The organism is [Pantoea] beijingensis (assembly GCF_022647505.1).
Classification (GTDB): domain Bacteria; phylum Pseudomonadota; class Gammaproteobacteria; order Enterobacterales; family Enterobacteriaceae; genus Erwinia; species Erwinia beijingensis.
The window spans coordinates 3969746-3994197 of the sequence record NZ_CP071409.1 but is presented as its reverse complement, the minus strand read 5'-3'; the positions used below and the strand labels follow the sequence as shown (position 1 = coordinate 3994197).

General features: G+C 46.0%; 24 protein-coding genes. 11 read left to right on the top strand and 13 right to left on the bottom strand.

Annotation, left to right across the window (positions count from 1 at the left end; all coding sequences use genetic code 11):
- Nucleotides 1-4 precede the first annotated feature (4 nt).
- Entirely contained in the window at nucleotides 5-1282 is a 1278-nt protein-coding gene (gene waaA, locus J1C60_RS18085) for a lipid IV(A) 3-deoxy-D-manno-octulosonic acid transferase (RefSeq protein ID WP_128175457.1), read from the bottom strand.
- Nucleotides 1283-1714: 432 nt separating this feature from the next.
- Between waaA and J1C60_RS18080 the strand changes: the two genes are divergently transcribed.
- The 4 genes from J1C60_RS18080 to J1C60_RS18065 all read left to right on the top strand — a co-directional run bounded on the left by J1C60_RS18080 (nucleotide 1715) and on the right by J1C60_RS18065 (nucleotide 5777).
- Nucleotides 1715-2839 (top strand): glycosyltransferase family 4 protein, encoded by a 1125-nt coding sequence (locus J1C60_RS18080; protein WP_128175458.1) that lies wholly within the window; start codon nucleotides 1715-1717, stop codon nucleotides 2837-2839.
- Entirely contained in the window at nucleotides 2832-3629 is a 798-nt protein-coding gene (gene rfaP, locus J1C60_RS18075) for a lipopolysaccharide core heptose(I) kinase RfaP (protein ID WP_128175460.1), read from the top strand. The genes J1C60_RS18080 and rfaP overlap by 8 nt, the downstream gene beginning before the upstream one ends.
- Before the next feature lie 34 nt (nucleotides 3630-3663).
- Nucleotides 3664-4677: a glycosyltransferase gene (locus J1C60_RS18070; RefSeq protein WP_128175462.1), complete on the top strand. Its 1014-nt coding sequence runs from the start codon at nucleotides 3664-3666 to the stop codon at nucleotides 4675-4677.
- Between the two features lie 92 nt (nucleotides 4678-4769).
- Nucleotides 4770-5777 carry a glycosyltransferase family 8 protein gene (locus J1C60_RS18065; RefSeq protein WP_128175464.1) on the top strand — a complete coding sequence of 336 codons (1008 nt, stop codon included), beginning with the start codon at nucleotides 4770-4772 and terminating at the stop codon, nucleotides 5775-5777.
- A gap of 67 nt (nucleotides 5778-5844) precedes the next feature.
- Here J1C60_RS18065 and J1C60_RS18060 read toward each other — a convergent pair whose 3' ends face one another.
- From J1C60_RS18060 to rfaD, 7 genes are all read right to left on the bottom strand, one after another.
- Nucleotides 5845-6795: a glycosyltransferase family 8 protein gene (locus J1C60_RS18060; protein WP_128175466.1), complete on the bottom strand. Its 951-nt coding sequence runs from the start codon at nucleotides 6793-6795 to the stop codon at nucleotides 5845-5847.
- 15 nt (nucleotides 6796-6810) lie between these two features.
- Nucleotides 6811-7845 carry a lipopolysaccharide core heptosyltransferase RfaQ gene (gene rfaQ / locus J1C60_RS18055; protein ID WP_128175467.1) on the bottom strand — a complete coding sequence of 345 codons (1035 nt, stop codon included), beginning with the start codon at nucleotides 7843-7845 and terminating at the stop codon, nucleotides 6811-6813.
- A 1-nt stretch (nucleotide 7846) separates the two neighbouring features.
- Entirely contained in the window at nucleotides 7847-8857 is a 1011-nt protein-coding gene (locus J1C60_RS18050) for a glycosyltransferase family 2 protein (protein ID WP_128175469.1), read from the bottom strand.
- A gap of 1 nt (nucleotide 8858) precedes the next feature.
- Nucleotides 8859-10070, bottom strand: a complete 1212-nt coding sequence (locus J1C60_RS18045; RefSeq protein WP_164877262.1) for an O-antigen ligase family protein — start codon at nucleotides 10068-10070, stop codon at nucleotides 8859-8861.
- Nucleotides 10071-10255: 185 nt separating this feature from the next.
- Nucleotides 10256-11233, bottom strand: a complete 978-nt coding sequence (gene rfaC / locus J1C60_RS18040; RefSeq protein WP_128175473.1) for a lipopolysaccharide heptosyltransferase RfaC — start codon at nucleotides 11231-11233, stop codon at nucleotides 10256-10258.
- Nucleotides 11233-12282, bottom strand: a complete 1050-nt coding sequence (gene rfaF / locus J1C60_RS18035; RefSeq protein WP_128175590.1) for an ADP-heptose--LPS heptosyltransferase RfaF — start codon at nucleotides 12280-12282, stop codon at nucleotides 11233-11235. The genes rfaC and rfaF overlap by 1 nt, the downstream gene beginning before the upstream one ends.
- A 17-nt stretch (nucleotides 12283-12299) precedes the next feature.
- Nucleotides 12300-13232 (bottom strand): ADP-glyceromanno-heptose 6-epimerase, encoded by a 933-nt coding sequence (gene rfaD, locus J1C60_RS18030; protein ID WP_128175474.1) that lies wholly within the window; start codon nucleotides 13230-13232, stop codon nucleotides 12300-12302.
- Nucleotides 13233-13460: 228 nt separating this feature from the next.
- Here rfaD and J1C60_RS18025 point away from each other — a divergent pair, with 228 nt between their 5' ends.
- Both J1C60_RS18025 and tdh read left to right on the top strand, forming a co-directional pair.
- Complete coding sequence (locus J1C60_RS18025; protein WP_128175476.1) at nucleotides 13461-14657, top strand: glycine C-acetyltransferase; 1197 nt, start codon at nucleotides 13461-13463, stop codon at nucleotides 14655-14657.
- Nucleotides 14658-14668: 11 nt separating this feature from the next.
- Nucleotides 14669-15697, top strand: a complete 1029-nt coding sequence (gene tdh / locus J1C60_RS18020; protein ID WP_128175478.1) for an L-threonine 3-dehydrogenase — start codon at nucleotides 14669-14671, stop codon at nucleotides 15695-15697.
- 152 nt (nucleotides 15698-15849) lie between these two features.
- Here tdh and J1C60_RS18015 read toward each other — a convergent pair whose 3' ends face one another.
- Both J1C60_RS18015 and envC read right to left on the bottom strand, forming a co-directional pair.
- Entirely contained in the window at nucleotides 15850-16767 is a 918-nt protein-coding gene (locus tag J1C60_RS18015) for a divergent polysaccharide deacetylase family protein (protein ID WP_128175480.1), read from the bottom strand.
- Nucleotides 16768-16770: 3 nt separating this feature from the next.
- A complete protein-coding gene (gene envC / locus J1C60_RS18010) occupies nucleotides 16771-18078 on the bottom strand; it encodes a murein hydrolase activator EnvC (RefSeq protein WP_128175482.1) in 1308 nt (435 codons plus the stop codon).
- 443 nt (nucleotides 18079-18521) lie between these two features.
- On the opposite strand from envC, the gene J1C60_RS18005 reads away from it, so the two are divergent.
- The 5 genes from J1C60_RS18005 to cysE all read left to right on the top strand — a co-directional run bounded on the left by J1C60_RS18005 (nucleotide 18522) and on the right by cysE (nucleotide 21764).
- Nucleotides 18522-18953: a rhodanese-like domain-containing protein gene (locus J1C60_RS18005; RefSeq protein ID WP_128175484.1), complete on the top strand. Its 432-nt coding sequence runs from the start codon at nucleotides 18522-18524 to the stop codon at nucleotides 18951-18953.
- A 19-nt stretch (nucleotides 18954-18972) separates the two neighbouring features.
- Nucleotides 18973-19224 (top strand): glutaredoxin 3, encoded by a 252-nt coding sequence (grxC, locus tag J1C60_RS18000; protein WP_128175486.1) that lies wholly within the window; start codon nucleotides 18973-18975, stop codon nucleotides 19222-19224.
- A 160-nt stretch (nucleotides 19225-19384) separates the two neighbouring features.
- Nucleotides 19385-19849, top strand: coding sequence for a protein-export chaperone SecB (gene secB / locus J1C60_RS17995; RefSeq protein WP_128175487.1), 465 nt, complete (start codon nucleotides 19385-19387; stop codon nucleotides 19847-19849).
- Nucleotides 19849-20868, top strand: a complete 1020-nt coding sequence (gpsA, locus tag J1C60_RS17990) for an NAD(P)H-dependent glycerol-3-phosphate dehydrogenase (RefSeq protein WP_128175489.1) — start codon at nucleotides 19849-19851, stop codon at nucleotides 20866-20868. Before secB ends, gpsA begins: the two co-directional genes overlap by 1 nt.
- A 74-nt stretch (nucleotides 20869-20942) precedes the next feature.
- Complete coding sequence (gene cysE, locus J1C60_RS17985; protein ID WP_128175491.1) at nucleotides 20943-21764, top strand: serine O-acetyltransferase; 822 nt, start codon at nucleotides 20943-20945, stop codon at nucleotides 21762-21764.
- Between the two features lie 60 nt (nucleotides 21765-21824).
- On the opposite strand, the gene trmL is transcribed toward cysE, so the two are convergent.
- The 3 genes from trmL to cpxR are packed head-to-tail and all read right to left on the bottom strand — an operon-like array spanning nucleotide 21825 to nucleotide 24410.
- The gene (gene trmL / locus J1C60_RS17980; protein ID WP_128175493.1) at nucleotides 21825-22298 is read right to left on the bottom strand and encodes a tRNA (uridine(34)/cytosine(34)/5-carboxymethylaminomethyluridine(34)-2'-O)-methyltransferase TrmL; all 474 of its coding nucleotides are present in this window, start codon (nucleotides 22296-22298) and stop codon (nucleotides 21825-21827) included.
- A gap of 43 nt (nucleotides 22299-22341) precedes the next feature.
- On the bottom strand, nucleotides 22342-23715 hold the full coding sequence (gene cpxA, locus J1C60_RS17975; RefSeq protein ID WP_128175495.1) for an envelope stress sensor histidine kinase CpxA: 1374 nt from the start codon (nucleotides 23713-23715) through the stop codon (nucleotides 22342-22344).
- Nucleotides 23712-24410 carry an envelope stress response regulator transcription factor CpxR gene (gene cpxR / locus J1C60_RS17970; RefSeq protein WP_128175497.1) on the bottom strand — a complete coding sequence of 233 codons (699 nt, stop codon included), beginning with the start codon at nucleotides 24408-24410 and terminating at the stop codon, nucleotides 23712-23714. The genes cpxA and cpxR overlap by 4 nt, the downstream gene beginning before the upstream one ends.
- Nucleotides 24411-24452 lie beyond the last annotated feature (42 nt).

Below are 24452 nucleotides of genomic sequence, written 5' to 3'. Positions count from 1 at the left end.
CCTCTTAATGCGTTTTAGGCGGCAGATAAGGTTCAAGAAGGTGCAGTAATCGCTGCAATGCTCCCTGGTTTTGATAAAGCACCTCAACTGCATGACGTCCATAGTAGTGACGATAGTCCTGATCGGAAATCAGCAGGCCAACTTCTTTTACCAGGGAGTCGGTATCCTGCACCGTAATCAGACCATCCGCCTCTTCCAGTTTGGCACAGATATCTTTGAAATTGAGCGTATGCGGCCCCATTAGTACCGGTATCGCATGTGCAGCCGGCTCCAGCGGGTTATGGCCACCTCTTTCGATAAGGCTTCCTCCCACAAAGGCGAGGTCGGCAATACCGTACAATAGCATCAATTCGCCCATCGTATCGCCGATCACTACCTGTGCGCTGGCAGGCGGAACCTCGCCGGAAGAACGGGTGATATACGGCATGCCAGCCTGCTGAGCCATGCGGATAATATCGGGAAAGCGCTCAGGATGCCGGGGTACCAGAATAAGCAGAAGATCAGGAAACCTGGCCAGCAGCTGGCGATGTGCTGCGAGAATGACGCTTTCTTCTCCGTCATGCGTGCTGGCAGCAATCCATACAGGACGATGGGGAGCCCACTGGCGACGCAATGTTACGGCTCGAGCGGCTAGCTGTGGCGTGACAGAAATGTCAAATTTCAAGCTACCCGTTACGACCAATTGGGATCGTTTTAATCCCAATGAGAGGAAGCGCTGTCCATCTTCTTCATTTTGCGCGGCGATGAGCGTAATGCGTTGTAGAATTTGTTTAATCAGTTTACCAAGTCGCATGTAACCACGGGCTGAACGCTCCGACAACCTGGCATTTGCGATGACTAAAGGGATATCGCGTTTTTTCAGGGCGGTAATGAGGTTTGGCCACAGTTCTGTCTCCATGATAATCACCAGTTTGGGATTAATACGGTTCAGAAAGCGGTTGACCGAGCCAGGGAGGTCATAGGGCAAATAGACATGCTGCACGTCTTTGCCAAACGCAGATTGTACGCGTTCAGATCCTGTTGGTGTCATGGTCGTGACGGTGATTGGCAATGTAGGGTAGCGATGGCGTAGTGCTCGAACCAGCGGGATTGCTGCAAGGGTTTCACCAACCGAGACAGAATGAAGCATGATGCCGCCGTGCTGCATCTTCTGTGAGCAGAATCCGTAACGCTCGCCCCAACGTTTGCGATATGCCGGTGCTTTACGACCACGCAGCCATAACCTAACCCAAATCAAAGGCTGGATTAAGTAGAGCAACACTGTGTAAAGCGATTGAAGCATATGCGTTTAGCTGATTAATGAATTTGCAGGAATTCTATGTATTTAGGCTGGGCATTACCATTACTTTTGCCCACTAAGGTGGCCTTGATAAAAGAGAGGGTGTTTATCTTTTTGTATTTAATGGTTTTTTTATCTTTTAATGCGGTTTTTTGCGGCAATAAGTGCATAAGGACGAAAGAGGAGAGGAAAAGGAAATAAATTTTAATAAAATTTTATTATCTATATATTTTTAAAGAAAATAATGAGGCGGCCTGGTAAAGGTTATTCATCTCGGATTGCCGTGTAAGAAATGTTACACTATGCGACCTAAATTGGGCGCGATACCAGCGAACGGGTAGCTACTGAGCCCGGGGCGGTAGCGTGTTTTATTTTTTGCGGGCATGCAAACAAACACACCTGTTTTTAATTACCAGTCAACATGGGAATGGCGGCATGACGATAGCCTTCTGCTTGTATAAATATTTTCCCTTTGGTGGGTTACAACGCGATTTTATGCGGATTGCTCAGGCAGTCACAAAGCGTGGGCACCGTGTGCGTGTTTATGTTCTTGAGTGGCAAGGTGAACGTCCCGTTGAGTTTGAGGTTGTTATCGTTCCTGTAAAATCACCTACAAACCATGGGCGTAACAGCAAATATTATCAATGGGTTCAGGCTCATCTCAAGGCACATCCGGCTGACCGTGTAGTTGGCTTTAATAAAATGCCTGGCCTGGATATCTATTATGCTGCGGACGTTTGCTATGCTGAAAAAGTAGCGCGCGAGAAAGGGTTTTTCTACAAGCTGACTCGCCGCTATCGGCATTATGCCGCTTTTGAATATGCAACGTTCCATCGTGGAGCAAAGACACAACTGCTCATGCTAACGGAGCGGCAGATAAACGATTTCCGTAAGCATTATAAAACGGAAGAAAACCGTTTTCATATGCTCCCGCCAGGTATCAGCCTCGATCGAAAATATAGCCATCAGATACCGGACAGCAGAGCGGTTTACCGCGCCAGGAACCATATACCACACGACCATTATCTGTTATTGCAAATAGGCTCTGATTTCAGACGTAAGGGCGTCGACCGAACGCTGCAGGCTGTCGCATCGTTGCCGGAAGCGGTAAAAGAGAAAACAACGTTAATGATCGTTGGGCAAGATAAGGCAGAAAAATATCAAACGTTGGCCACCCAACTGGGTATAGCGGATAGGGTTCAGTTTTTTCGAGGGCGCGATGATATTGCAGAATTGATGGCGGCAGCCGATCTTTTGTTGCATCCCGCGTATCAGGAAGCCGCCGGAATAGTGCTGCTGGAGGGTATTGTCGCAGGGTTGCCAGTTCTTGTGACAGAAGTATGTGGTTACGCCCATCATATTTCGGATGCAGAGTGTGGCGTTGTCCTTAAACAGCCTTTTGAGCAGCGCGCATTCAATGATGCAGTGCGGAAAGGTCTGGAAAATATTTCAATCCGGAATCAATGGGCAACGAATGCTCGCCATTATGCTGATACTCAGGACCTGTATAGCTTGCCGGAAAAGGCCGCCGATCTAATATTAGGTAGTAAACATGATTAAATTAAAAGAGCCACTTCTCAGCCTGTGGCGGAATAAAGATCCCTTTAATGAGGTTGAAAAATTAAATGGAGAAGTATTTCGTGCTCTGGAAACGCGCAGAACTTTGCGGTTTGAGATTGATAAGAAAGGATATTTTCTTAAACTTCATTATGGCACGACCTGGAAAGAGGTGATAAAAAACCTTGCGTCTTTACGCTTACCTGTATTAGGGGCCGATCGCGAGTGGAAAGCTATTCATCGCTTGCAAAAGCACCATATAGACACCATGCATGGGGTTGGTTTTGGGCAAAAGGGGCTAAATCCAGTCCGCAGAATCTCTTTTATTATTACTGAGGATTTATCACCGACGATCAGCCTCGAAGATTATTGTGCCGACTGGAAAGTATCGTCACCCCCTCCAGCGATAAAGCGCATGATTATTGAACGCGTAGCGATGATGGTGCGGAATATGCATGCTGTGGGCGTAAATCATCGTGATTGCTATATTTGCCATTTTCTCCTCCACTTGCCATTTAATGGCGATGCTGAAAATTTAAAAATATCGGTAATTGACTTACATCGTGCGCAGCTCCGCGAGCGTGTACCACTTCGTTGGCGTAACAAAGATCTCATCGGGCTCTATTTTTCATCTCTGGATATTGGTTTAACCCAACGTGATATTTTCCGCTTTTTAAAATGTTATTTTTCAACGCCGCTAAGAGATATTCAACAGCAAGAGGCTGAACTGCTCAGACAAGCGCAACAAAAGGCTGAAAAAATAAAAGTAAGGACAATTAATAAATCTTTATAATTATCACGGAGTGATAATAGAACGAGGATATTTAATGAATATTGACTTTAGCAGGCACATTACAAAAGAATATAAATTCAATTATTGTGTTGATGTCAAAGAGAGTAACCTCAATGTTGCATACGGCGTGGACAAGAATTTTCTTTTCGGTGCAGGCATCTCTATAACATCCATATTAATTAACAATATAGATATGGGATTTAATTTTTACATTTTCACTGATTATGCAGATCCAGAATATGTAGATAAAATTCAGTCGTTGGCAAAACAATATAGTACGAATATTGAGATTTATATTTTCAATAATGATGAGTTTAAGGTCTTGCCCAGCACTAAATTTTGGACATATGCGATGTATTATCGCTATGTTGCCTTCGAATATTTGAGTAGTTCGTTAGAGTCTGTATTGTATTTAGATGCTGACGTAATCTGTAAAGGGTCATTAATCGAACTAACAAAAATAAATCTCGGTGAGAAGTATGCCGCCGTTGTTAATGACCTCGATATTATCAGAATGAAATCTGCAGAGCGCTTAAATATTCCAGCATTGGCGCATGACTATTTTAATTCGGGTGTTGTTTTTGCTAATCTTGTCATCTGGAAAAGAATGGGGCTTCTCAGTGAGGCCTTTAAAATTCTACTGGATGAACAATCTCATTTGCTATATTTTGACCAGGATGTACTTAATATTCTATTTGTTAATCATCTGATTATTCTACGCCGAGATTTTAACTGCATTAATGGTGTCGATCAGGTGCTCGATAAAACAAGTAAAAAGCATGTGGGGAGTATTACCGATAATACCATATTGGTCCACTACGTTGGTGTGACTAAGCCATGGCATAGTTGGGCTGACTATCCGATCTCAAAATATTTCCTTGATGCATATCAGAAATCTGTTTGGAATGAACAGCCACTATTAAAGGCCAATACAGCGAAACTTTTCAAGCGAAAATCCAGACATGAACGACTACAGAAGAAATACGTTAAATCCATATTTAGTCATATTATGTATATTAAGAGTAAAATAATAAAATCGTCACTATGATCATGTGGTTAGAATATATTGTTTATATTTCGATACAGTGTGAAATACTATATCTCACGCAAGTATTATTAATAGTATAGATGAGGTATACAATGGTTTTTGAACTTGGCAATGCAATAAAAAAAATAAATGAGTATAATTATAAAGAAAGTGAAGAAAAGTCTTTAAATATTGCTTATGGTATTGATAAAAATTTCCTTTTTGGGGCCGCAGTTTCCATTACATCTATAATATTAAACAATAAAGATATAAATTTAAATTTCCATATTTTTACTGATTATGAAAGTGATGAGTTTAGTATAAAATGTAACGAACTTGCAGAAGAAAATAAGATTTCCATTAGTGTTTATTATATAAGTTCTGATTTTTTCAGTATGTTGCCTATTTCTAATGCATGGTCCATTGCAACCTATTACAGGTTTATTGCTTTTGAATATTTATCGGAGAAAATAGACTCTGTACTCTATCTGGATGCAGATGTAATGTGCAAAGGAAGCTTACTGGAGTTATTAAATTATAACTTTTTTGAAAGATATGCTGCAGTGATTCCTGATGTTGCTGAAATAAGAGAAAAGACAGGGGAAAGGCTAAAAAATAGTGAATTAAATCATTCATATTTCAATGCTGGCGTTATGCTGGTAAAACTTAATAAATGGAAAGAGAATGGTTTCTTTGAAAAAGCGTTGTCATTACTTTTAGATAAGAATAATAAATTCCAGTTTTTTGATCAGGATGTATTAAACCTTCTTTATGTAGGAAATGTGCAATTCTTAAGTAATAATTTTAATTGCATCTATGGCATTAAGCAAGAGCTTAAAAATCGAGATATCACTCGGTATAAAGAAACGATTACGGAATCAACTAAATTAATCCATTATATTGGCGTGACAAAACCGTGGAATACCTGGGCTGATTATCCTAGCGCTCAATATTTTGTTCGTCCCTGGAAATTATCCCCTTGGGCTGACCAACCGCTAGTTGGAGCCCGTACTCCCAAGCAGTTTAAGAAAAAATCACGGCATGAACGGCTACAGGGAAAATATGCCACGTCAATAATAAGTTATATACAATATCTCCTCGCTAAACTTAAGAGCAAGTAATTGAGTATGTGATTTTTTATTAACGAGTTAATCAGCGTACTGTTTAACTCGTTTTCTATTTAAATAATTATGGTTTAAATTTAGCTTTGAGATATTTTAAGTAATTCACAATTGCTTTACCAAATTGCCTGCGTTGAAAGTGTTGACGCGAGTAAACACGATAATCCGTAGGTCGCATTCTCGAAGAAAAAGAACGCAGTGGTTCGTTACGCCAGGGAGTAAAGTGATGGTAGAAAGAGAAAAGTTGTTGTGACAGGCCTTCATGTTCTTTAAACCAAGGTTTCCGTCCACCGGTAAAATGTACAATCCTTGGTAAATCAGATTTATCATAAAAATAGGTATCTTTTTGCGTCTCGGTATACCAGTTATGAATAAAATTCCATTTATTGTCGATAAACGTCACATTACCAGTCATCGCTATGTTTAATGCATCCTGATCCAGATAGGGCAGTTCTTGTGCTTTTTCAAAAAGAATTTCATTAGCTTTTTCTTCTATTCCATTACTAATCCAGTTCTCTACATTAATGTAGAGAAAACCTGCATTAAAATAATTATCCACATTTAATCCCAGACGCTTTGCATGCTTAGTCTCTGCGGCATCTAACGAATCATGTCCAACAGCACAGATAACCTTACTGACATCAATTTCTGTTATTGCACTGATATCATCAAAGCATAATGTATCCGCGTCTAAGTAAATAAAGGTGTCGACTTTATCCTTCAGCAGGCGTGGAACCGCCAGTCGCATATAGGTTGACCTGTTCAAATGTTTTATTTTGAAATCCGTCTGATATTTATCAATATCAGATTTCTCCATTTCAAACACTTCTATATAAGGACTGGTTTTCTTTAGTTTCTCGATATCATCTGACGAAACATCATAGACAAAGACATAAAAAGCTAATGATGCCTGCATATTATTCATGATAACTGACGTAATTGAAGTCGCAACATATTCCAGATAATTAGCATCAGTGCAATATGCAATGTTAATTTGATGGTTATTATTATGATTCATGTTTATATTCCCTTATTAACGCGTGGCGAACTTATTAAGAAGCACCTCTGCTTCATGAATAACATCATCCGCTGGGATACAAGATAAATATTTTTTACTACGATCGAGATGACGTCTTTCCGGCATTTTCTGATAATTCCCTGCCCATAAGACAGTAGCTTTGTCTGACCACGGACGCCACTGCTTATAGTTGGTTGCGCCAAACATGCACACTTGGGGAATATCTAATGCTGCAGCCATATGCATCGGGGCTGAATCGACGCCGATATAAAGTTCGGCATGGTCGATTAATGCTGCAAGCTGTAAGAATGTGGTTTTTCCGGCAAATTGACTGTTGGGCGGTCGTTGGCATAGTGCCGCGATGCGTTTCACCTGCGCTAGATCTTCCGTTGATGGCCCTGATGTGAGCATGACATCCAGTCCGTCATGATGCAGTTTATTAATTAATGCTGCGAACTTTTCATCATCCCAGCATTTAAAGGGTTGGCGTGCGGTAGGTTGAATAACAACGTACTTATTGCTATTAAAAGAGGAGTCGATAGTGAATAAGCTTTGATAATCACTTTCATTGTAGTAAAGCGAAAGCGTTTTAATTAATTTATTTTCTGGAACATCCAACGCTTGTAAAATGGATAAGTTTTGTTCAATGATGTGTTCTCCCTGGCTGGGAACCACTTTTGTAAACAACCTATTCCAGGTTTTTTTTCCACGTTTAAAAGCAATGCTGTATTGATTCAGTGATGCCAGCAATAAAGCGATGGGCCATTGATCCGTCAAATTAATGATAATGTCATGGTTTTTTTTCTTCAATGCTGAACGAACGTTAAAAAAGTTTGCTACTTTTTTAACGAGGGATGGTGTTTTCTCTATTTCATAAAATGTATTAATTCGTTTGTCTGCAGACAAAAGAGATTTTGTTTCTTTATACAGTAAAATATCGATTTTTGCTTCAGGATATAAATGATTTAGCGTAGCGATTAATGGCGTTGTTAATAACATGTCACCATGAAACTTTAATTTGCAAATTAAAATTTTGTTGATCTTTTTCATATTATTTAACCCCTGATTTAAATATCCCTTTCAGGGCAGTAAGTAACCTGTAACGCATTTTTGATATGAATTTATCAAATTTTGGATATTTCATTTTAAAATAAATTTTTGATGGGATGACGCTCTTATCGGAATGTTTAATTACGGTAGAGAAATATCCCAGCATAGTGTCGTTATAATCGTAAAATCCTCGTTTCTTACGAATGATTTTCCTGCCTTCAAGGAAACAGTTGACAATCATGAGCGTTGCCAACGCTCTGGCATGCTGATGATGTTGTACGTAGGAGCACATTTTCATCATGGCATAGAAAATATGCTCGGCATCGCTCTCTTGCAAATTTTCTGTAATGCTATTTCCGTTTTTTCTATAAAAATAGAGAGCACAGTCAATTTTTAAGTTGCAGGTACTTTTCAGATAAAGAAAAGGGGTGAGGATCATATCTTCATAGCGGCGCGCAACTTCAAACTGCTCATTGCAGATCAGCTTGCGATGAAAGATTTTTGTCATCAGGTGCCATTGTGATGCCTCAAAAACGGGCGTCAAGGTATGCATTTTGTCGCGTGTAACAGTAATTTCTTTTGCATCGTGAAGCGTGGTGTTTTGCTCGGTACGATAAAGTTTATCGTAATCACGCGTCAGGTCGAACTCAATGATATCGTACTTGTTTTTGCGGACCAACGGCAAAAGGATGGCATGATAATCCGGGCTGACGATATCATCACTGTCGACAAACGCAATATAATCACCCTTAGCATTGGCGAGCCCTGTATTACGACTTGCCGAAACACCCATATTACTCTGTGATATAAACTGCGTCTGATGTACATCATGCGTTAACAGGAAACTCTGGATTTTTTCTTCGGTGTTGTCTGTTGACCCATCGTTGATAATGATCACTTCAACATCTTCAGCGATATTTTTATAGACAGACTCCAGCGTTTCTACGATGAACTCCGCACTGTTGTAGACGGGGATGATGATACTCAGAGTATAGTGACTATTGCTTGTCATATCAGGCTTGACTCTTCAAAACTGGCTGTAACATGAGGCTGATGCAAAGAAATAGCATGCAACCAAGAGCCTCTGCTTTTGCATATAACACAACATCGCTCAAACCATAGACAGCAATGCTGGTGCTTATCACCAGAAAGATCCCACTTCTCAATCTGATTGCCGTATACAGTAACATGTAATAGAGGCTGATAAGCATTGTAACGCCGAGAATGCCCTTAAGGGAAAATGTGTCAATCATTTCATTATGCAGATGAACATTCAGGAATCTCAATGCACCACTTAGCATGGGTTCCTGCTTTGTTAATCCCTTTATATGTTTGCTGCGCAGCTCAAGGGATTGCCCCCATGGTGCTTCAAGCCCACTAAGCAGGCCAGTTTTTTGCATCGCAAGACGCGCTCCGACGGAGGTGTTACTGTCATCATTAGAGTACTTATTGACCTCATAGGCGACGCGTTCAAAACGATTCAGTAACTTATCTTTGAAAGGGATAAACGTGATACCGCCGACGATAATAAAAATGGTCATCCAGAATGAAAGTAGTTTTTTATCTCGCCAGTGATGAATGATGAACAGCACCATATTGAGTACCGGGAATACCAGAATAGCAGCTCGGGTCTGAGTAAAGATAATTGCTGTCAGCGTCAGGATAAAATGAGCGATAAACAGCAGGTCACGACACTTGAAGCGGAGTGACAAAATGGCCTGTGAACCTAAAAGCGCAATCCCTGACATGGTATAAGCGGTTCCGGTTGCGCGTTCCAGTCCCAGCGTGACTCTAAAATCGGCTGGATAGGTGAATTTTTGATAAAATGCGTAGATGCAGGTGATCAGGCTGAGCCCAATGATTATATAGAGAATTTTATGTAAACCAGCTTTTGTCGGCCTTGCCGTCGTTTGCAAGGCATAGACAATAAGTGCAGAGAATATCATCAGTTTCCCTGCATTTTGATATGAACGGTACGCGGCAGTAAATTCGTTGACCGATTGTTTATATATGGCTACCCATATCATCTGTAGTAAGCCGAAAGCCAGCAGCAGGACGGGTAATATCAGCAGGGATTTATTAGGGAGCAGTGACTTGTAATCTCTGGCGATTAAAAAAAATGCCAGCGCACTGGCGACGGTGAATACCTTAACTGCTTCATCGGGATAAAAGATAAGCACTGCCAGTGCCAGCAGGCATAAATAATGCAGTGTTTTATTTAACATGTTTAACACATTGTTTTTAAAAAACTCAGCGCTAGCTTTATAAGTTGACATCTTACTGCAAGGCATATGGTTCTCTTTATATAATGATACACCCACCATACTTCAAGCTGTCTGTGCGCTGACTTACTGCCGTCATCCAGTCAGTTCCTGAGGGTTCTTTGCGTCACACTTTCCTGCAACTCGGATTATTTAGGGAACAGGTCACTCATCGAGACAAGCAGGTTAAAGACTTCTTCTGCCGTGATACCAGACATGCTGCGGTTATCACTCACGATCTCCTTTTGATTCTTGCCATAGCCGCCAATCAAACCAGGATCGGTTGGCCCAAAAAGGGTAATATTGGGACAGCTTAGTGCGGCAGCCAGATGACTCAGGCCTGTATCGACCGAAACGATCGCTTTTGCCCCAGCCAACTGTCGGGCAACCTGTTCAAGCGTCATTTTTGGCAGTACAGTAACGTAATCGTAGCCCTGTGCCAGTCGTTCTGCCCTCGCTTTTTCTTTCTCAGTTCCCCACGGGAGTTTAATCGTGAGCCCGTAAGGTTGCATCAGCGCAATTAACGCCTGCCACTTCTCTTCCGGCCAGTGTTTATCATCACGCGTAGTTGAATGTAAAAACACGATGTACTGTCCTGCATCCGTGCTTAAACGATGGCGGAAATGCTGGGCAATGGCATAATCACCCGGTGTTGCTGGTTTTTCATAACCCAGGCTTTTAGCAAAAAGTTCGCGAGTGCGCTCTACGGCATGTTGCTGCTTGCTGATTTCATGGCGTTTGTCGTACCACCAACTGGCAAAAGACTCGCGCGCACTGCGGCTATCCTGTCCATGTTTTATCCCTTTAGCCAGGCGCGTAACCAGGGCCGCGCTCTTTATCAGTCCCTGGGCATCAATGACAATATCGTAAGTCCGTGACTGTAATTCGCGTTTAAATATCACTCGTTCTTCACGTTGCTGATTACCAAACCAGTGTTTTCGCCAGCGACGTATCGCGACGGGCAAAACACGATCGACTGCGGGATGCCAGCTGGGAATCTGGGAAAAACCTTCTTCTACGACCCAGTCAAAGCGGATGCCTGGTATGGCATTCATCGCATCAGTCAATGCGGGGAGAGTATGCAGCACATCGCCCATTGATGATGTTTTAACAATCAAAACCTGCATTAATTCTCCTGGCCTTTAGCGAACAAACTTTCAAGCTCAGCAAGTACGCGCGTGGGTTGGATATCGATCAGGCTTTGATGATATCCCTCATCCGCATCACCTTTACGCACTTTGTGATAGCCAGTGATGAGACGAACAACGCGAGCCTGTTTAGATAGCGGTGGGGTAAAGTCCGGGCTACTGGGCCCATATAGTGCAACGAGCGGCCGATTTAGCGCAGCGGCGATGTGCATCAGCCCGGAATCATTACTCACCACAGCATGACAATGTGCCAGCAAAATAACGGCTTCTCCGAGTTGGGTTTTCCCCGCCAGATTACGGCAGAATAGACGTTCATCATCGTTCAGTGATTGTAAAATCTGCTCACCCGTTTCGTGATCTTTAGCCGAACCGAACAGCACGATTTGATAGCCCTGCGCAATCAACTGCTGCGCTAGTGCAGCATAGTGGTAATGTGGCCAGCGTTTGGCTGGTCCGAACTCTGCTCCCGGACAGAAGCCGATAACGGGACGTTCAATTGACAGTGAAAATGCCAACGCCGTGATGGTTTTTTCATCATCACTAACTTGCAGCCGCGGCCACATTATGGGTTGAGGCAGATCGCGTGCCGAACGAACGTGTTCTTTATCGTAGGCCAGTGCCACATAGCGTTCAACCATTAGTGGAAAGGCGGACTTGTCTAAGGCACGTAGATCATTGAGTAAGCCGTAGCGCATTTCTCCACGCCAGCCAACACGCTGTTTAATTCCGGCAAAAAAGGGCACTAGCGCTGATTTAAATGAGTTGGGTAGCACGTAGGCACGATCGTATCCCTGTGTCTTAAGTGCTTTGCCCAACCGGCGGCGCTCGCCAATTTCGAGCGCGCCATGGCCAAGTGGCATTGCCAGCGCTGCGTTAACTTCCGGCATACGCGCCAGAAGTGGGCTGCACCAAGCGGGTGCCATCACATCAATGACCGCATCGGGATTTCCGGCCTTAAGGGTACGATAGAGACTTTGCGACATCATCATATCGCCGACCCATGAGGGCCCGATAACCAGAATTTTCATCACCGACATTGCCTTCCTTAAACGCTGCGATTCAACCAGGCCATATACTCTGCTACACCTTCAGCAACGGTTTTAAATGGTTTGTCGTAGCCCGCTGCGCGCAGCCGTGTCAGATCGGCTTGCGTATAACTCTGATAACGTCCTTTGAGTTTCTCAGGGAAGGGAACGTACTCAATTTCTCCCTGTTGATGGAATTTTAGTGCGGCATCAGCCACTTCCTGGAAGGATTCTGCACGTCCAGTCCCACAGTTAAATATGCCGGAAATCCCTTTTTTCCAGAACCATAGATTAACGGAGGCCACATCATCAACATGAATAAAGTCACGTTTAAAACTGTCGCTACCTTCAAATAGTTTTGGATTTTCACCATTATTCAACTGAGTGTTCAAATGGAATGCAACGCTGGCCATGCTACCTTTATGGCCTTCACGTGGACCGTAAACGTTGAAATAACGGAAACCACAAATTTGTGACTCCGCCTCCGGCAGGATCTGCCGTACATAATTATCAAACAGCGCCTTCGAGTAGCCATAGACGTTCAGAGGCTGTTCATACTGACGCTCTTCAATAAAATTATCACTACGCCCGCCGTAGGTCGCAGCTGAAGAGGCATACAGGAATGGGATCTCGCGCTCAAGACAGAAGTGCAGTAACTCTTTAGAGTATTGATAGTTATTATCCATCATATACTTGCCATCCCATTCGGTGGTGGCAGAGCATGCGCCTTCATGAAACACCGCTTCGATAGTCCCGAAGTCATCGCCGGCGACCACGCTGGCGATAAAATCTTCTTTATCCATGTAGTCGGTGATATCCAGATCGACGAGATTAACGAACTTGGTGCCATCTTTCAGATTATCAACGACCAGAATGTCGTTAAAACCTTCATTATTGAGTGCTTTGACAATATTACTGCCGATCATCCCGGCGCCGCCAGTCACGATAATCATGATCTTAACCTTAAATAATGGGGTGAAACAGGAGGTTCCACACGCGGATACCTCCCATCATAACATTTCATTGCGGGGCCGACAGCCAGATGAGTCCGTAAGCGAAAGTAAGTTACAAAAATGGCGTGATATATGCTGCAAAAATGATAATCACTGCCGCATATTCTCGTTTAATGGTCTTCCATTCAGTAATATGTGCCGAAAAGTAGCCCGTAATGGAGGATAAATATGCCTGCGAATTTCTATCGTCAAATCAGTGAGCAAATTGCGCTCACGCGCCAGGAAGGGCTTTTCAAAGAAGAGCGTATTATTACGTCAGCACAGCAAGCAGATATTAAAGTAGGTGATGACGAGCATGTCATTAATTTCTGTGCGAACAACTATTTAGGGCTGGCTAATCATCCGGAACTGATCCTGGCGGCAAAAGAGGGGATGGATAGCCATGGTTTTGGCATGGCATCAGTGCGTTTTATTTGTGGGACCCAAGATAGCCACAAACAACTTGAGCAGCGTTTGGCGGCGTTTTTGGCAATGGAAGATGCGATTCTGTACTCATCCTGTTTTGATGCTAATGGTGGCCTGTTTGAAACATTGTTAGGCCCTGAAGATGCCATCATCTCTGACGCACTTAACCATGCTTCTATCATCGACGGCGTCCGCTTGTGTAAAGCGAAACGCTATCGCTATGCCAACAATGATATGAGCGAATTAGAAGCGCGACTGGACGAGGCGAAAGCTGCGGGCGCAAGACATATCATGATTGCGACCGATGGCGTTTTCTCCATGGATGGTGTGATTGCAAATCTGAAAGGCATTTGTGATCTGGCAGATCAGTATGATGCGTTGGTTATGGTGGATGATTCCCATGCGGTGGGTTTTGTTGGTGCGAATGGCCGCGGTACACATGAGTATTGTGATGTGATGAACAGAGTCGACATTATTACTGGCACACTAGGTAAAGCACTCGGAGGGGCATCTGGCGGTTATACGGCGGCTAAAAAAGAGGTCATCGAATGGTTACGTCAACGTTCGCGGCCTTACCTGTTCTCCAACTCGCTTGCGCCAGCCATTGTGGCAGCCTCGATTCGCGTGCTGGATATGTTGACTGAAGGTGACGAATTGCGTCAGCGCCTCTGGGACAATGCAAAATTTTTCCGGGAAGAGATGACAAAAGCAGGTTTTACGCTGGCCGGAGCAGACCATGCGATTATCCCTGTGATGCTGGGTGAGGCCAGTATCGCCCAAGAGTTTGCGCGTCTGCTGCAAAAAGAGGGTATTTATGTGACAGGCTTCTTTTATCCTGTAGTACCGAAAGGGCAGGCACGCATCCGTACCCAATTGTCTGCTGGCCATAGCCATGAGCAGATAGTCCACGCTGTTGAGGCGTTCACGCGTATCGGAAAGCAACTTGGCGTGATTGCCTGAGAGGAACCCAGATGAAAGCCTTAGCCAAATTAAGAGCAGAAGAGGGGATCTGGATGGTGACCGACGCGCCAATTCCGGAACCAGGCCACAACGATCTCCTGATCAAAATCCGCAAAAGTGCGATCTGCGGTACGGATGTGCATATTTATAACTGGGATGAGTGGTCTCAGAAAACTATCCCGGTCCCGATGATCGTCGGTCACGAGTATGTGGGCGAAGTAGTCGCAATGGGGCAGGAAGTTAATGGATTCAGCGTGGGTGACCGCGTCTCGGGTGAAGGGCATATCACCTGCGGACACTGTCGTAACTGTCGTGCCGGTCGTACGCATTTATGCCGTAATACCGTAGGAGTCGGCGTCAATCGGCAGGGAAGTTTTGCTGAGTATCTGGTGATACCGGCATTCAATGCGTTCAAAATCCCTGACAATATCCCAGATGAGTTGGCTGCCATTTTTGATCCCTTCGGTAATGCTGTACACACGGCACTTTCATTTGATCTCGTGGGTGAAGATGTACTGGTTTCTGGCGCTGGCCCTATCGGCATCATGGCGGCAGCAGTTTGCAGGCATGTGGGAGCCAGGAATGTTGTGATTACCGATGTCAACGAGTATCGCCTTGAGTTGGCACGTAAAATGGGGGTCACGCGTGCGGTTAACGTGAGCTCAGAAAATCTGAGTGATGTGATGAGTGAACTGGGAATGTCCGAGGGTTTTGACGTCGGGTTGGAGATGTCCGGTGCGCCGCCAGCTTTTCGCGCCATGCTTAATGTGATGAACCATGGCGGGCGTATTGCGTTGCTGGGCATTCCACCCTCAGATATGTCTATTGACTGGAATCAGGTTATCTTCAAGGGTTTGTTTATTAAAGGTATTTATGGGCGTGAGATGTTTGAAACCTGGTATAAAATGGCTGCTTTAATTCAGTCTGGCCTGGATTTAACCCCCATCGTTACCCATCGCTACGGCATTGATGATTTTCAGCAAGGCTTTGATGATATGCGCTCGGGCAAATCGGGGAAAGTGATTCTGAGCTGGGATTAATGCTGTTTTATACATCATGCGAGTTGTGGTTTGTCGTAAGCTCAGGTTCTCCAAGCGGGAGTGCGCGGTCAATCAACTTCTACTGGTTATACGGCGGATATATCGCTGGTGCGGCACATGCCTCACCAGCTTACTTTATCGATATATCAATATCAGAACAGACTTTTTAGCGTTTTGACCAAGGGGCTGTTAGCGATACTTTCAGCAATGATGCTGAGTGCGCGCGTGGCTGGGATTGCTGGGGGTTGCTGTTTAAGGGCACAGGTTTCGCCGCCGCGGAATGGGTTGCGTGGCTTTTCTGGTTTCGTTGGTTTGCTATCTGTAACCAGCGGCTTATCGCCGTTATGCTGTGGCTCATGCAGTAGCTGACTGGGTCGAACTAACGTTATGTCTGCCGGCAGCGTTGGAAGCATTTGCTGCAGCACCTTTACTGTTGCAGGATGTGGGTGTCCAATAGCAATCGCGGAGCCATCACGCTGAGCTAAACGTACCGCTCGGGTAAACTGCTTACGGATCTCGGCATCGTTCTGGCTATCATCAAGGAATACACGTCGTTTGATGACTTTTACGCTGGTGCCTTGCGCGGCGCGTGTTGACTGGCTATTGCCGATCGTCATACTGTCAAGAAAGTAGAAGTTATAGTGATCCAGAACCTGCATTACTTTCTGCATGCCAAACAGGCTGGAGGTCATTGCACTCCCCATATGATTATTCAGGCCAACGGCAAAAGGCACATCATTAACTGCCTCACGGATAATGCGCTCGATCTCTGAACGGGTCATATCCGGGTGCAGCGTGTCTTTCTCCAGAGGTTGTTTGCTCAGAGGAGCCATAGGCAGGTGGATCAAAACTTCATGGCCGCGTTGGTGAGCCTTGGTCGCCATTTCTCGGGCATGGGGGGCGTTAGGTAACACGGCGACAGAAACCGCCTGTGGCATCTGCAGTACCTGATTTTCCTGCTTAGGGCGATAACCAAAGTCATCAATGACGATAGCAAGCTTGCCAGCATGCGCTGAACAAGCAAGCGATAAACTGCACAGCAGGATGTTGAATTTTCTGAGCTGAAACAAGACTTATCTTCCTAACCACGGCAGTGGATTGACGGCCTGTCCTTGTCGTCTGATTTCAAAATAGAGTGAAGGCGTGCCCCGGCCGCCACTGGTCCCGACCAGTGCGATTGGCTCTCCTGCCTTAACCTGGGTTCCCACGCTCACTAGCGCACTTTGGTTGTAGCCATATAGGCTCATATCGCCTTTACCGTGTTCAACTACGACAACCAAACCGTAGCCTTGTAGCCAGTCGGCCATTAGCACCCGGCCATCCGCGATGGCTTTCACTTCTGTGCCTTCCGGCGCGTCAATGACCAATCCTTTCCAGCGCAGCTCACCTTGTAATGCCTCACCGAAACGATGTTCTATGGTGCCGCGCACTGGCCAAACGGCCTGGCGACCTGCACGACCCAGACCGCCAGTACGAGACATCAGTGAACGCTCACTTTCAGTCGGTTTATATGTAGTGCCTTTGCTTTTCGCTTGTTGCTGGCGTTGGCGAACACGTTCGGCTTCTTTGGCCTCTCGCTCCGCGCGCGCGCGCGCTTCCCGTTCCGCTTTAGCAATTTTATCCTGCAGGCGGCTCTGGTTTTGACGCATCTCAACCAACTGGGCCTGGTCTTTTTCCAGCGAAGATTCTAACGTTGTGATGGTTTTTTTACGCGCTATGCGTGCTTGCTCCAGCGTACTTTGCTGAATTTGTTGCTGCGCCAACAGCTTTTTTTGCTGGGATTGCTTATCAACCAGCGATGCCTTCTGCGATGAAAGCTCGTGGCGGGTTCGCTGTAAGTCATCGATATTTTTCTGGCGGGCATCGTTGAGATAACCAAAGTAAGCCAAAATACGCTCACTGCGTTGGCTCTCCTCACCGCTTAATACTAACTGTAAACCGCTGTGCTGGCCCTGACGGAACGCGGCATCAAGCTGTTCTGACAGTATTTTCTCCTGTTCGGTCTGCTGTTTTTGCAGTTTCGTGATGGAGGTGGTCAGCGTGGTGATTTCTTTATCTAATGAGGTAAGTGAAATTTGCGTTTGGCGGAGTTGTCTGCTGGCCTGGGCAATGGTTTTTTCCTGACTTTGTAACTGGCCGAGGAGCTTATTACGCTGATCTTGCTGCAGTTTTACGCTTTTTTCCTTCGCAGCAATGTCCTGCTGAATGGTTTTTAGCTGAGATTTATTGTCCTCTGCCGCCTGACTATAAAAAGGCAATAGCAGGACGCCAGCACACAATACGCCGACGGATAGAGTGGACAATCTCGAACGTAACGGCGGGCTCGTGGTGATTCCGTTACGCTGGGTCCATTGATGTGACATTGCCGCTTTTCCCCTCATAGATGGTGGATTATTCCACGATGAACAGCGGCTTACCAGTCATCTCTTGCTGGATTTCTATTTCTGTTTATTTACCGTTTCCGGCTACAGCCATGTTCAGTTGGTTCCTCTGCCTGTCTGATCATTCGTTGAGGCACTCAACCATGTTTGCTTTTTTATCCTGACAAATATCCCGAAGGAACAGGGAAAAAGGGTAATAATCGTCGTTTCTTATACAAAGAAAAAATGAGTACAAGTTTACTTTGCTGATGTGCAATCAATAGCCGGTTCAGATCAAAGCGGCATATCGCAGATAAGGGATTTTGTGGTGAATGGACTTTTTTTTGAAATCTACCGCATAAAACGTCACTCTGACCGCTGCGCGACTGTACATGAGAAGTGGCGCAGGTATACTCAGAAGCCTTGTTTTAGCTTATTAACCCTGTCGGGAGCTGTTACCCCTCATGCAAGAAATGATGCAATTCGCAAGTAATCACCCGGTCTTAAGTTTAGCGTGGGTTATCTTGCTGGTTTTGGTGATCGGAACCACCGCTAAGAGTCTGTTCTCTAAAGTCAAAACCATTAGCCGCGGCGAGGCGACACATTTGATTAATAAAGAGGACGCCATCGTCGTTGATGTCCGCTCGCGTGATGATTATCGTAAAGGTCATATATCCGGCGCGCTGAACGTGCTGGCAGCAGACATTAAAAAAGGCAGTTTTGGCGAATTGGAAAAGCATAAAGCTCAACCGATTATCGTGGTGTGTGCTACGGGAGCTTCCGCTTCAGAATCCGCCGCTCAGCTTAACGCTGCTGGTTTTGCACAGGTATCCGTATTGAAAGACGGCGTGTCTGGATGGAGTGGTGAGAATTTACCGTTGGTTCGTGGCAAATAAACCTTTTGAGGTGTTGTGAATGGCGAATGTAGAGATCTATACCAAATCAACCTGTCCGTTTTGCCACCGTGCTAAAGCATTGCTGAGCCAAAAGGGTGTGGCATACCATGAGATCCCAATTGATGGTGATGCCGATAAGCGGGAAGAGATGATTAAGCGCAGTGGCCGAACGACCGTGCCCCAGATTTTTATTGATGCGCAGCATATTGGCGGCTGCGACGATTTATTTGCATTAGATGAGCGCGCAGGTCTCGACCCGCTGCTGAAATAATGCTCACGAGCGTACCTGAACGATTCCAGAGGGTGGGCAGCAGGTGAGGATGCCGCTAAGTTTACTCAGATAAGCGATTCGGTTTTCCCACAGGCTTCGCGCGGCCTGACCTCGAAACATGACGGATATAATGGATTATTAACAGATAGGATTGAGTAAAATGTCAGAACAAAACTCCAGCGAAATGTCTTTTCAGATTCAGCGTATCTATACTAAAGATATCTCCTTTGAAGCACCGAATGCGCCGCAGGTTTTTCAGAAAGAGTGGGAACCTGAAGTCAAACTGGATCTTGATACGGCGTCCAATCAGCTGGCGGATGATGTGTTTGAGGTTGTGTTGCGTGTGACGGTAACCGCAACGGTAGAAAATGATACGGCGTTCCTGTGTGAAGTTCAGCAGGCGGGTATCTTCAGTATCTCCGGTATTGAGGGTAATCAAATGGCGCATTGTCTCGGTGCATATTGCCCGAACATTTTGTTCCCGTATGCGCGTGAGTGCATCACCAGCCTGGTTTCCCGCGGTACCTTCCCGCAACTTAACCTGGCACCGGTTAACTTTGATGCGCTGTTTATGAATTATCTGCAGCAGCAAGGTGAAGGTGCTGAACCCCGTCAGGATGCCTGATGAAAAATCTGAACGCGTCTATGACCGTCATCGGTGCCGGCTCTTACGGCACCGCTTTAGCGATTACGCTTGCCCGTAACGGACACCGCGTAGTGATGTGGGGCCATAATTCCCAACATCAGGCCCAGCTTGAGGCCGATCGTTGTAATATCGCTTTTCTACCTGATGTCCCTTTCCCCGATACGTTGCTTTTAGAAAGCGATTTGGAAACGGCGATTGCCGCCAGTCGCGATTTGCTGGTGGTGGTGCCGAGCCATGTATTCGGTGATGTATTGCGACAGATTCAACCTTATCTGCGCAAGGATTCCCGCATTGTCTGGGCGACCAAAGGCCTGGAAAAAGAAACCGGGCGTCTGTTACAGGATGTGGCACGCGAAATCGTTGGCGATGATATCCCGCTGGCTGTGATCTCAGGCCCTACTTTTGCCAAAGAGCTCGCTGCCGGTTTACCAACGGCGATTACCTTAGCGGCAACCGACCCGCAGTTTGCCGACGATCTGCAGCAATTACTGCACTGTGGTAAAAGTTTTCGTGTTTATAACAATGCTGATTTTATCGGTGTCCAGCTTGGTGGCGCGGTGAAAAACGTCATTGCTATTGGTGCGGGTATTTCCGATGGCATCGGATTTGGTGCCAATGCACGTACTGCATTGATCACGCGCGGTCTGGCGGAAATGACTCGCTTAGGTATCGCGTTGGGCGCCGATCCCACCACATTCATGGGAATGGCTGGTCTGGGTGATCTGGTGCTAACCTGCACGGACAATCAATCACGTAACCGGCGGTTTGGCATGATGCTGGGGCAGGGAAGCGATGTTGATTCAGCGCAGGCGACTATTGGTCAAGTCGTTGAAGGGTACCGTAATACCAAAGAGGTGAAAGCACTCGCATCACGTTGTGGTGTCGAAATGCCAATAACCGAGCAAATTTATCAGGTACTATATTGCGAAAAAAGCGCACGCGAGGCAGCATTAACGTTACTCGGTCGTACAAGGAAGGATGAAAACAGCAGTAGCTGATGCGGGAAGCGTAGCATGTTCGCCTGTAGCGTACCGATGACTGTCGGGCGCTGTTTTTTTATGGGGAGAAAGTCATGTCGTCTGAAGAGTTAGCACTGGTCTGGAAAAACATCACGGCGGAAGCGCGGGCGCTGGCTGATGGTGAGCCTATGCTGGCCAGCTTTTACCATGCGACATTGCTGAAACATGAAAATCTGGGAAGCGCACTGAGCTATATGCTGGCGAATAAACTCGCCAATCCGATAATGCCGGCGATAGCAATTCGCGAAATTGTTGAGGAAGCTTATCGCAAAGATCCATCAATGATTGCCTCAGCGGCCTGCGATATTTACGCAGTGCGCCAGCGTGATCCGGCGATCGATAAATACTCCACACCGTTGCTGTACCTTAAAGGCTTCCATGCACTACAGGCTTACCGAATTGGTCATTGGCTATGGAATGAAGGGCGTCGTGCGTTGGCAATCTATCTTCAGAATGAAGTATCCGTCTCTTTTGCAGTTGATATTCATCCTGCCGCACGTATTGGCTGCGGCATTATGCTGGATCATGCGACAGGCATTGTTATCGGTGAAACCGCCGTTGTGGAAAATGATGTTTCTATCCTGCAGTCTGTAACCCTTGGGGGGACCGGGAAAACCAGTGGAGATCGTCATCCAAAGATTCGTGAGGGCGTCATGATTGGCGCAGGCGCGAAGATTCTTGGCAATATTGAAGTAGGGCGCGGTGCAAAGATTGGCGCCGGCTCTGTCGTTTTACAATCAATCCCCCCGCACACGACCGCCGCGGGTGTCCCGGCCCGTATTGTCGGTAAACCTGGCAGTGATAAACCCTCCATGGAGATGGATCAGCATTTTAATGGAATGGTGCCTGGTTTCGAGTTCGGCGATGGTATATAGCCCGGGATCCTTATTATTTGAGCTGACCAGAGTCTGCTGGCCAGCGGTTATACACTTCATTTAACCCCGAATAAAAGCACCGGTATAATCCAGTTGCCGCCATGCTTCATATACCACCACCGAGACCGCATTCGACAGGTTCATGCTGCGACTGTTTGCGATCATAGGAATACGGATTTTTTGTTCGGCTGGCAATGCATCAAGAATGAATGTCGGAAGGCCGCGCGTTTCCGGACCAAAGAGTAAATAATCCCCTTGCTGATAACGGACAGCGCTATGTGCTGGCGTACCTTTGGTGGTTAATGCGAACAGACGCTGTGGCGCTTCGTTACTGATAAATGTCTCGTAATTAGCATGGCGTTTAATGTGAGTAAATTCATGATAATCAAGCCCGGCCCGGCGCAGACGTTTATCGTCCCAGGTAAATCCAAGCGGCTCGATTAAATGCAATTGAAAACCGGTATTCGCGCAAAGACGAATGATATTACCCGTATTGGGTGGTATTTCAGGTTCGAACAAAACGATGTTTAACATGGGTGCTGGCCCTCAGTAGCGAGGGCCGAAGAATAGCAAAATATTAACGACGGGAGTACAGCGGTAGCCAAATGGTTAGGCGCAGGCCGCCAAGTGAGCTGTCATCAGCCTTTACCCAACCGCGATGCTGTTGAATGGCTGTTTCTACAATTGCTAGTCCTAAACCTGTCCCGCCAGACTCACGATCGCGCGCTTCATCGGTTCGGTAAAATGGGCGAAAGATTTGCTCACGATCTTCCTGACTGACGCCGGGGCCATCATCATCAACGTGGATGGTAATACCTTGGTTATCTACAGAAAAACTCACTTCAATTTTTGAGTTGGAGTAGCGCAATGCATTACGAACGATATTTTCCAGCGCGCTATCCAACGCGTTGGGGTTGCCGTAAAGCGGCCATGGCCCGGGTGGGTAGGGGATCTCCAGTGATTTACCCATCTGCTCAGCTTCAAATGTGGCATCATCCAGAACGCCAGACCACAATTGGTTGGCTTTCATCACCTCGCTGATCAGTGCGTTTTTATGCTGCGTGCGTGATAACACCAGCAGATCGTTGATCATCCCATCAAGCCTTTGCGCTTCTGTTTCAATGCGTTGTAGCTCTTTCCCTTCTCCTTGGCGACGGCGCATTAACGCCGTTGCCAACTGTAAGCGAGTGAGAGGGGTACGTAACTCATGGGAAATATCGGAGAGTAAGCGTTGTTGTGCGGTCATCATGCGCTCCAGCGCGCTGACCATCTGATTAAAGCTCGCACCTGCTGCCTGAAACTCTTGCGGCCCGGCCTCCAGTTCAGGGTGTTGGCGTAGATTACCACTGGCAACTTCATCTGCTGCATATTTCAATTTGCGCGCTGGTTTAGCCAGGCTCCAGGCAAGCCAGAGTAGTAATGGGGAGCTGATCAGCATGGTGACGATAAGCAACAATAGAGGACGATCGAACAGCAGATTGACGAAATCAAGCTGTGAGCTTGCTGCAGGGCGAATCAAATAGAGTTGATAATTATCCTCGCCATCATGTATCGAAAACGGGCCAATCAATTCAACGCGGCCATATTTTTTCTTCTGGGGACGATCGGCGTTATCCGACTGGCCAATAAAATTTCGGATAATTTGCATTTCGTTTCGTTGCGCGCCGATCACCCTGCCTTCACTGGTGACCAGCAATAATCGCTGCCCAGGAGGAGCCCACTTATCAATAGCGCGAAAAAGCCTGCGCCACCACATTAAATCGTTAGGTGGATCCTGCACCAGTTCTGCTTCGACGTGCTGTTCAATCATGATGCCCTGGCGCTGCTCACTTTCGAGCAGCGAGGTCATCTGGCGGGAATCGAGCTTAGGTACCATAAGTACCAACATCAGCACCAACGCAAGTGTTAACCAAAAAATAGCGAAGATGCGGGTGGTCAAACTACTTATCATGTTGCGGAAACCATCAGATAACCGCGGCCACGCAAGGTTTTAAACCAGGGATGACCGTCATGGCGTTCAGGTAATTTACGGCGAAGATTAGAAATATGCATATCAATCGCACGATCAAAAGGCGTCAAGCGTTTACCTAATACTTCCTGACTGAGATGCTCACGTGAAACCACCTGACCAAGATGCTGGGCCAAAAGATAGAGCAGGGTAAACTCGGTGCCGGTGAGGTCCAGGGTTTCCCCTTCAAAGCTGGCTTCCTGGCGGCCGGGATTGAGGCGTAGGTAATCCACTTCCAAAGTAGGCGAGCTACTGTCATGTTGCTGCTGTTGTTCACTCCAGTTAGAGCGACGCAAAATAGCGCGAATACGCGCCACCAGTTCACGATCGTTAAAAGGCTTGGGTAAATAGTCATCGGCGCCCAACTCCAGCCCCAGGACACGGTCCAGTTCGCTACCGCGTGCGGTAAGCATAATCACCGGGGTTTGGTGCTGCTGACGTAGCTCTTTTAGCGTATCAATGCCGTTCTTTTTCGGCATCATGACGTCGAGTAACAACAGATCGATAGAGCTGTCCAGTATATTGAGCGCCTGTTCGCCATCACTGGCGACCACCACATCAAAACCTTCCATTTCAAGTAATTCTTTAAGCAGCGAAGTTAATTCGCGGTCATCGTCAACCAACAGGATTTTATTCATTTTTTATTTCCCTCCACAGGCAAAATACCGTGATCCCATATC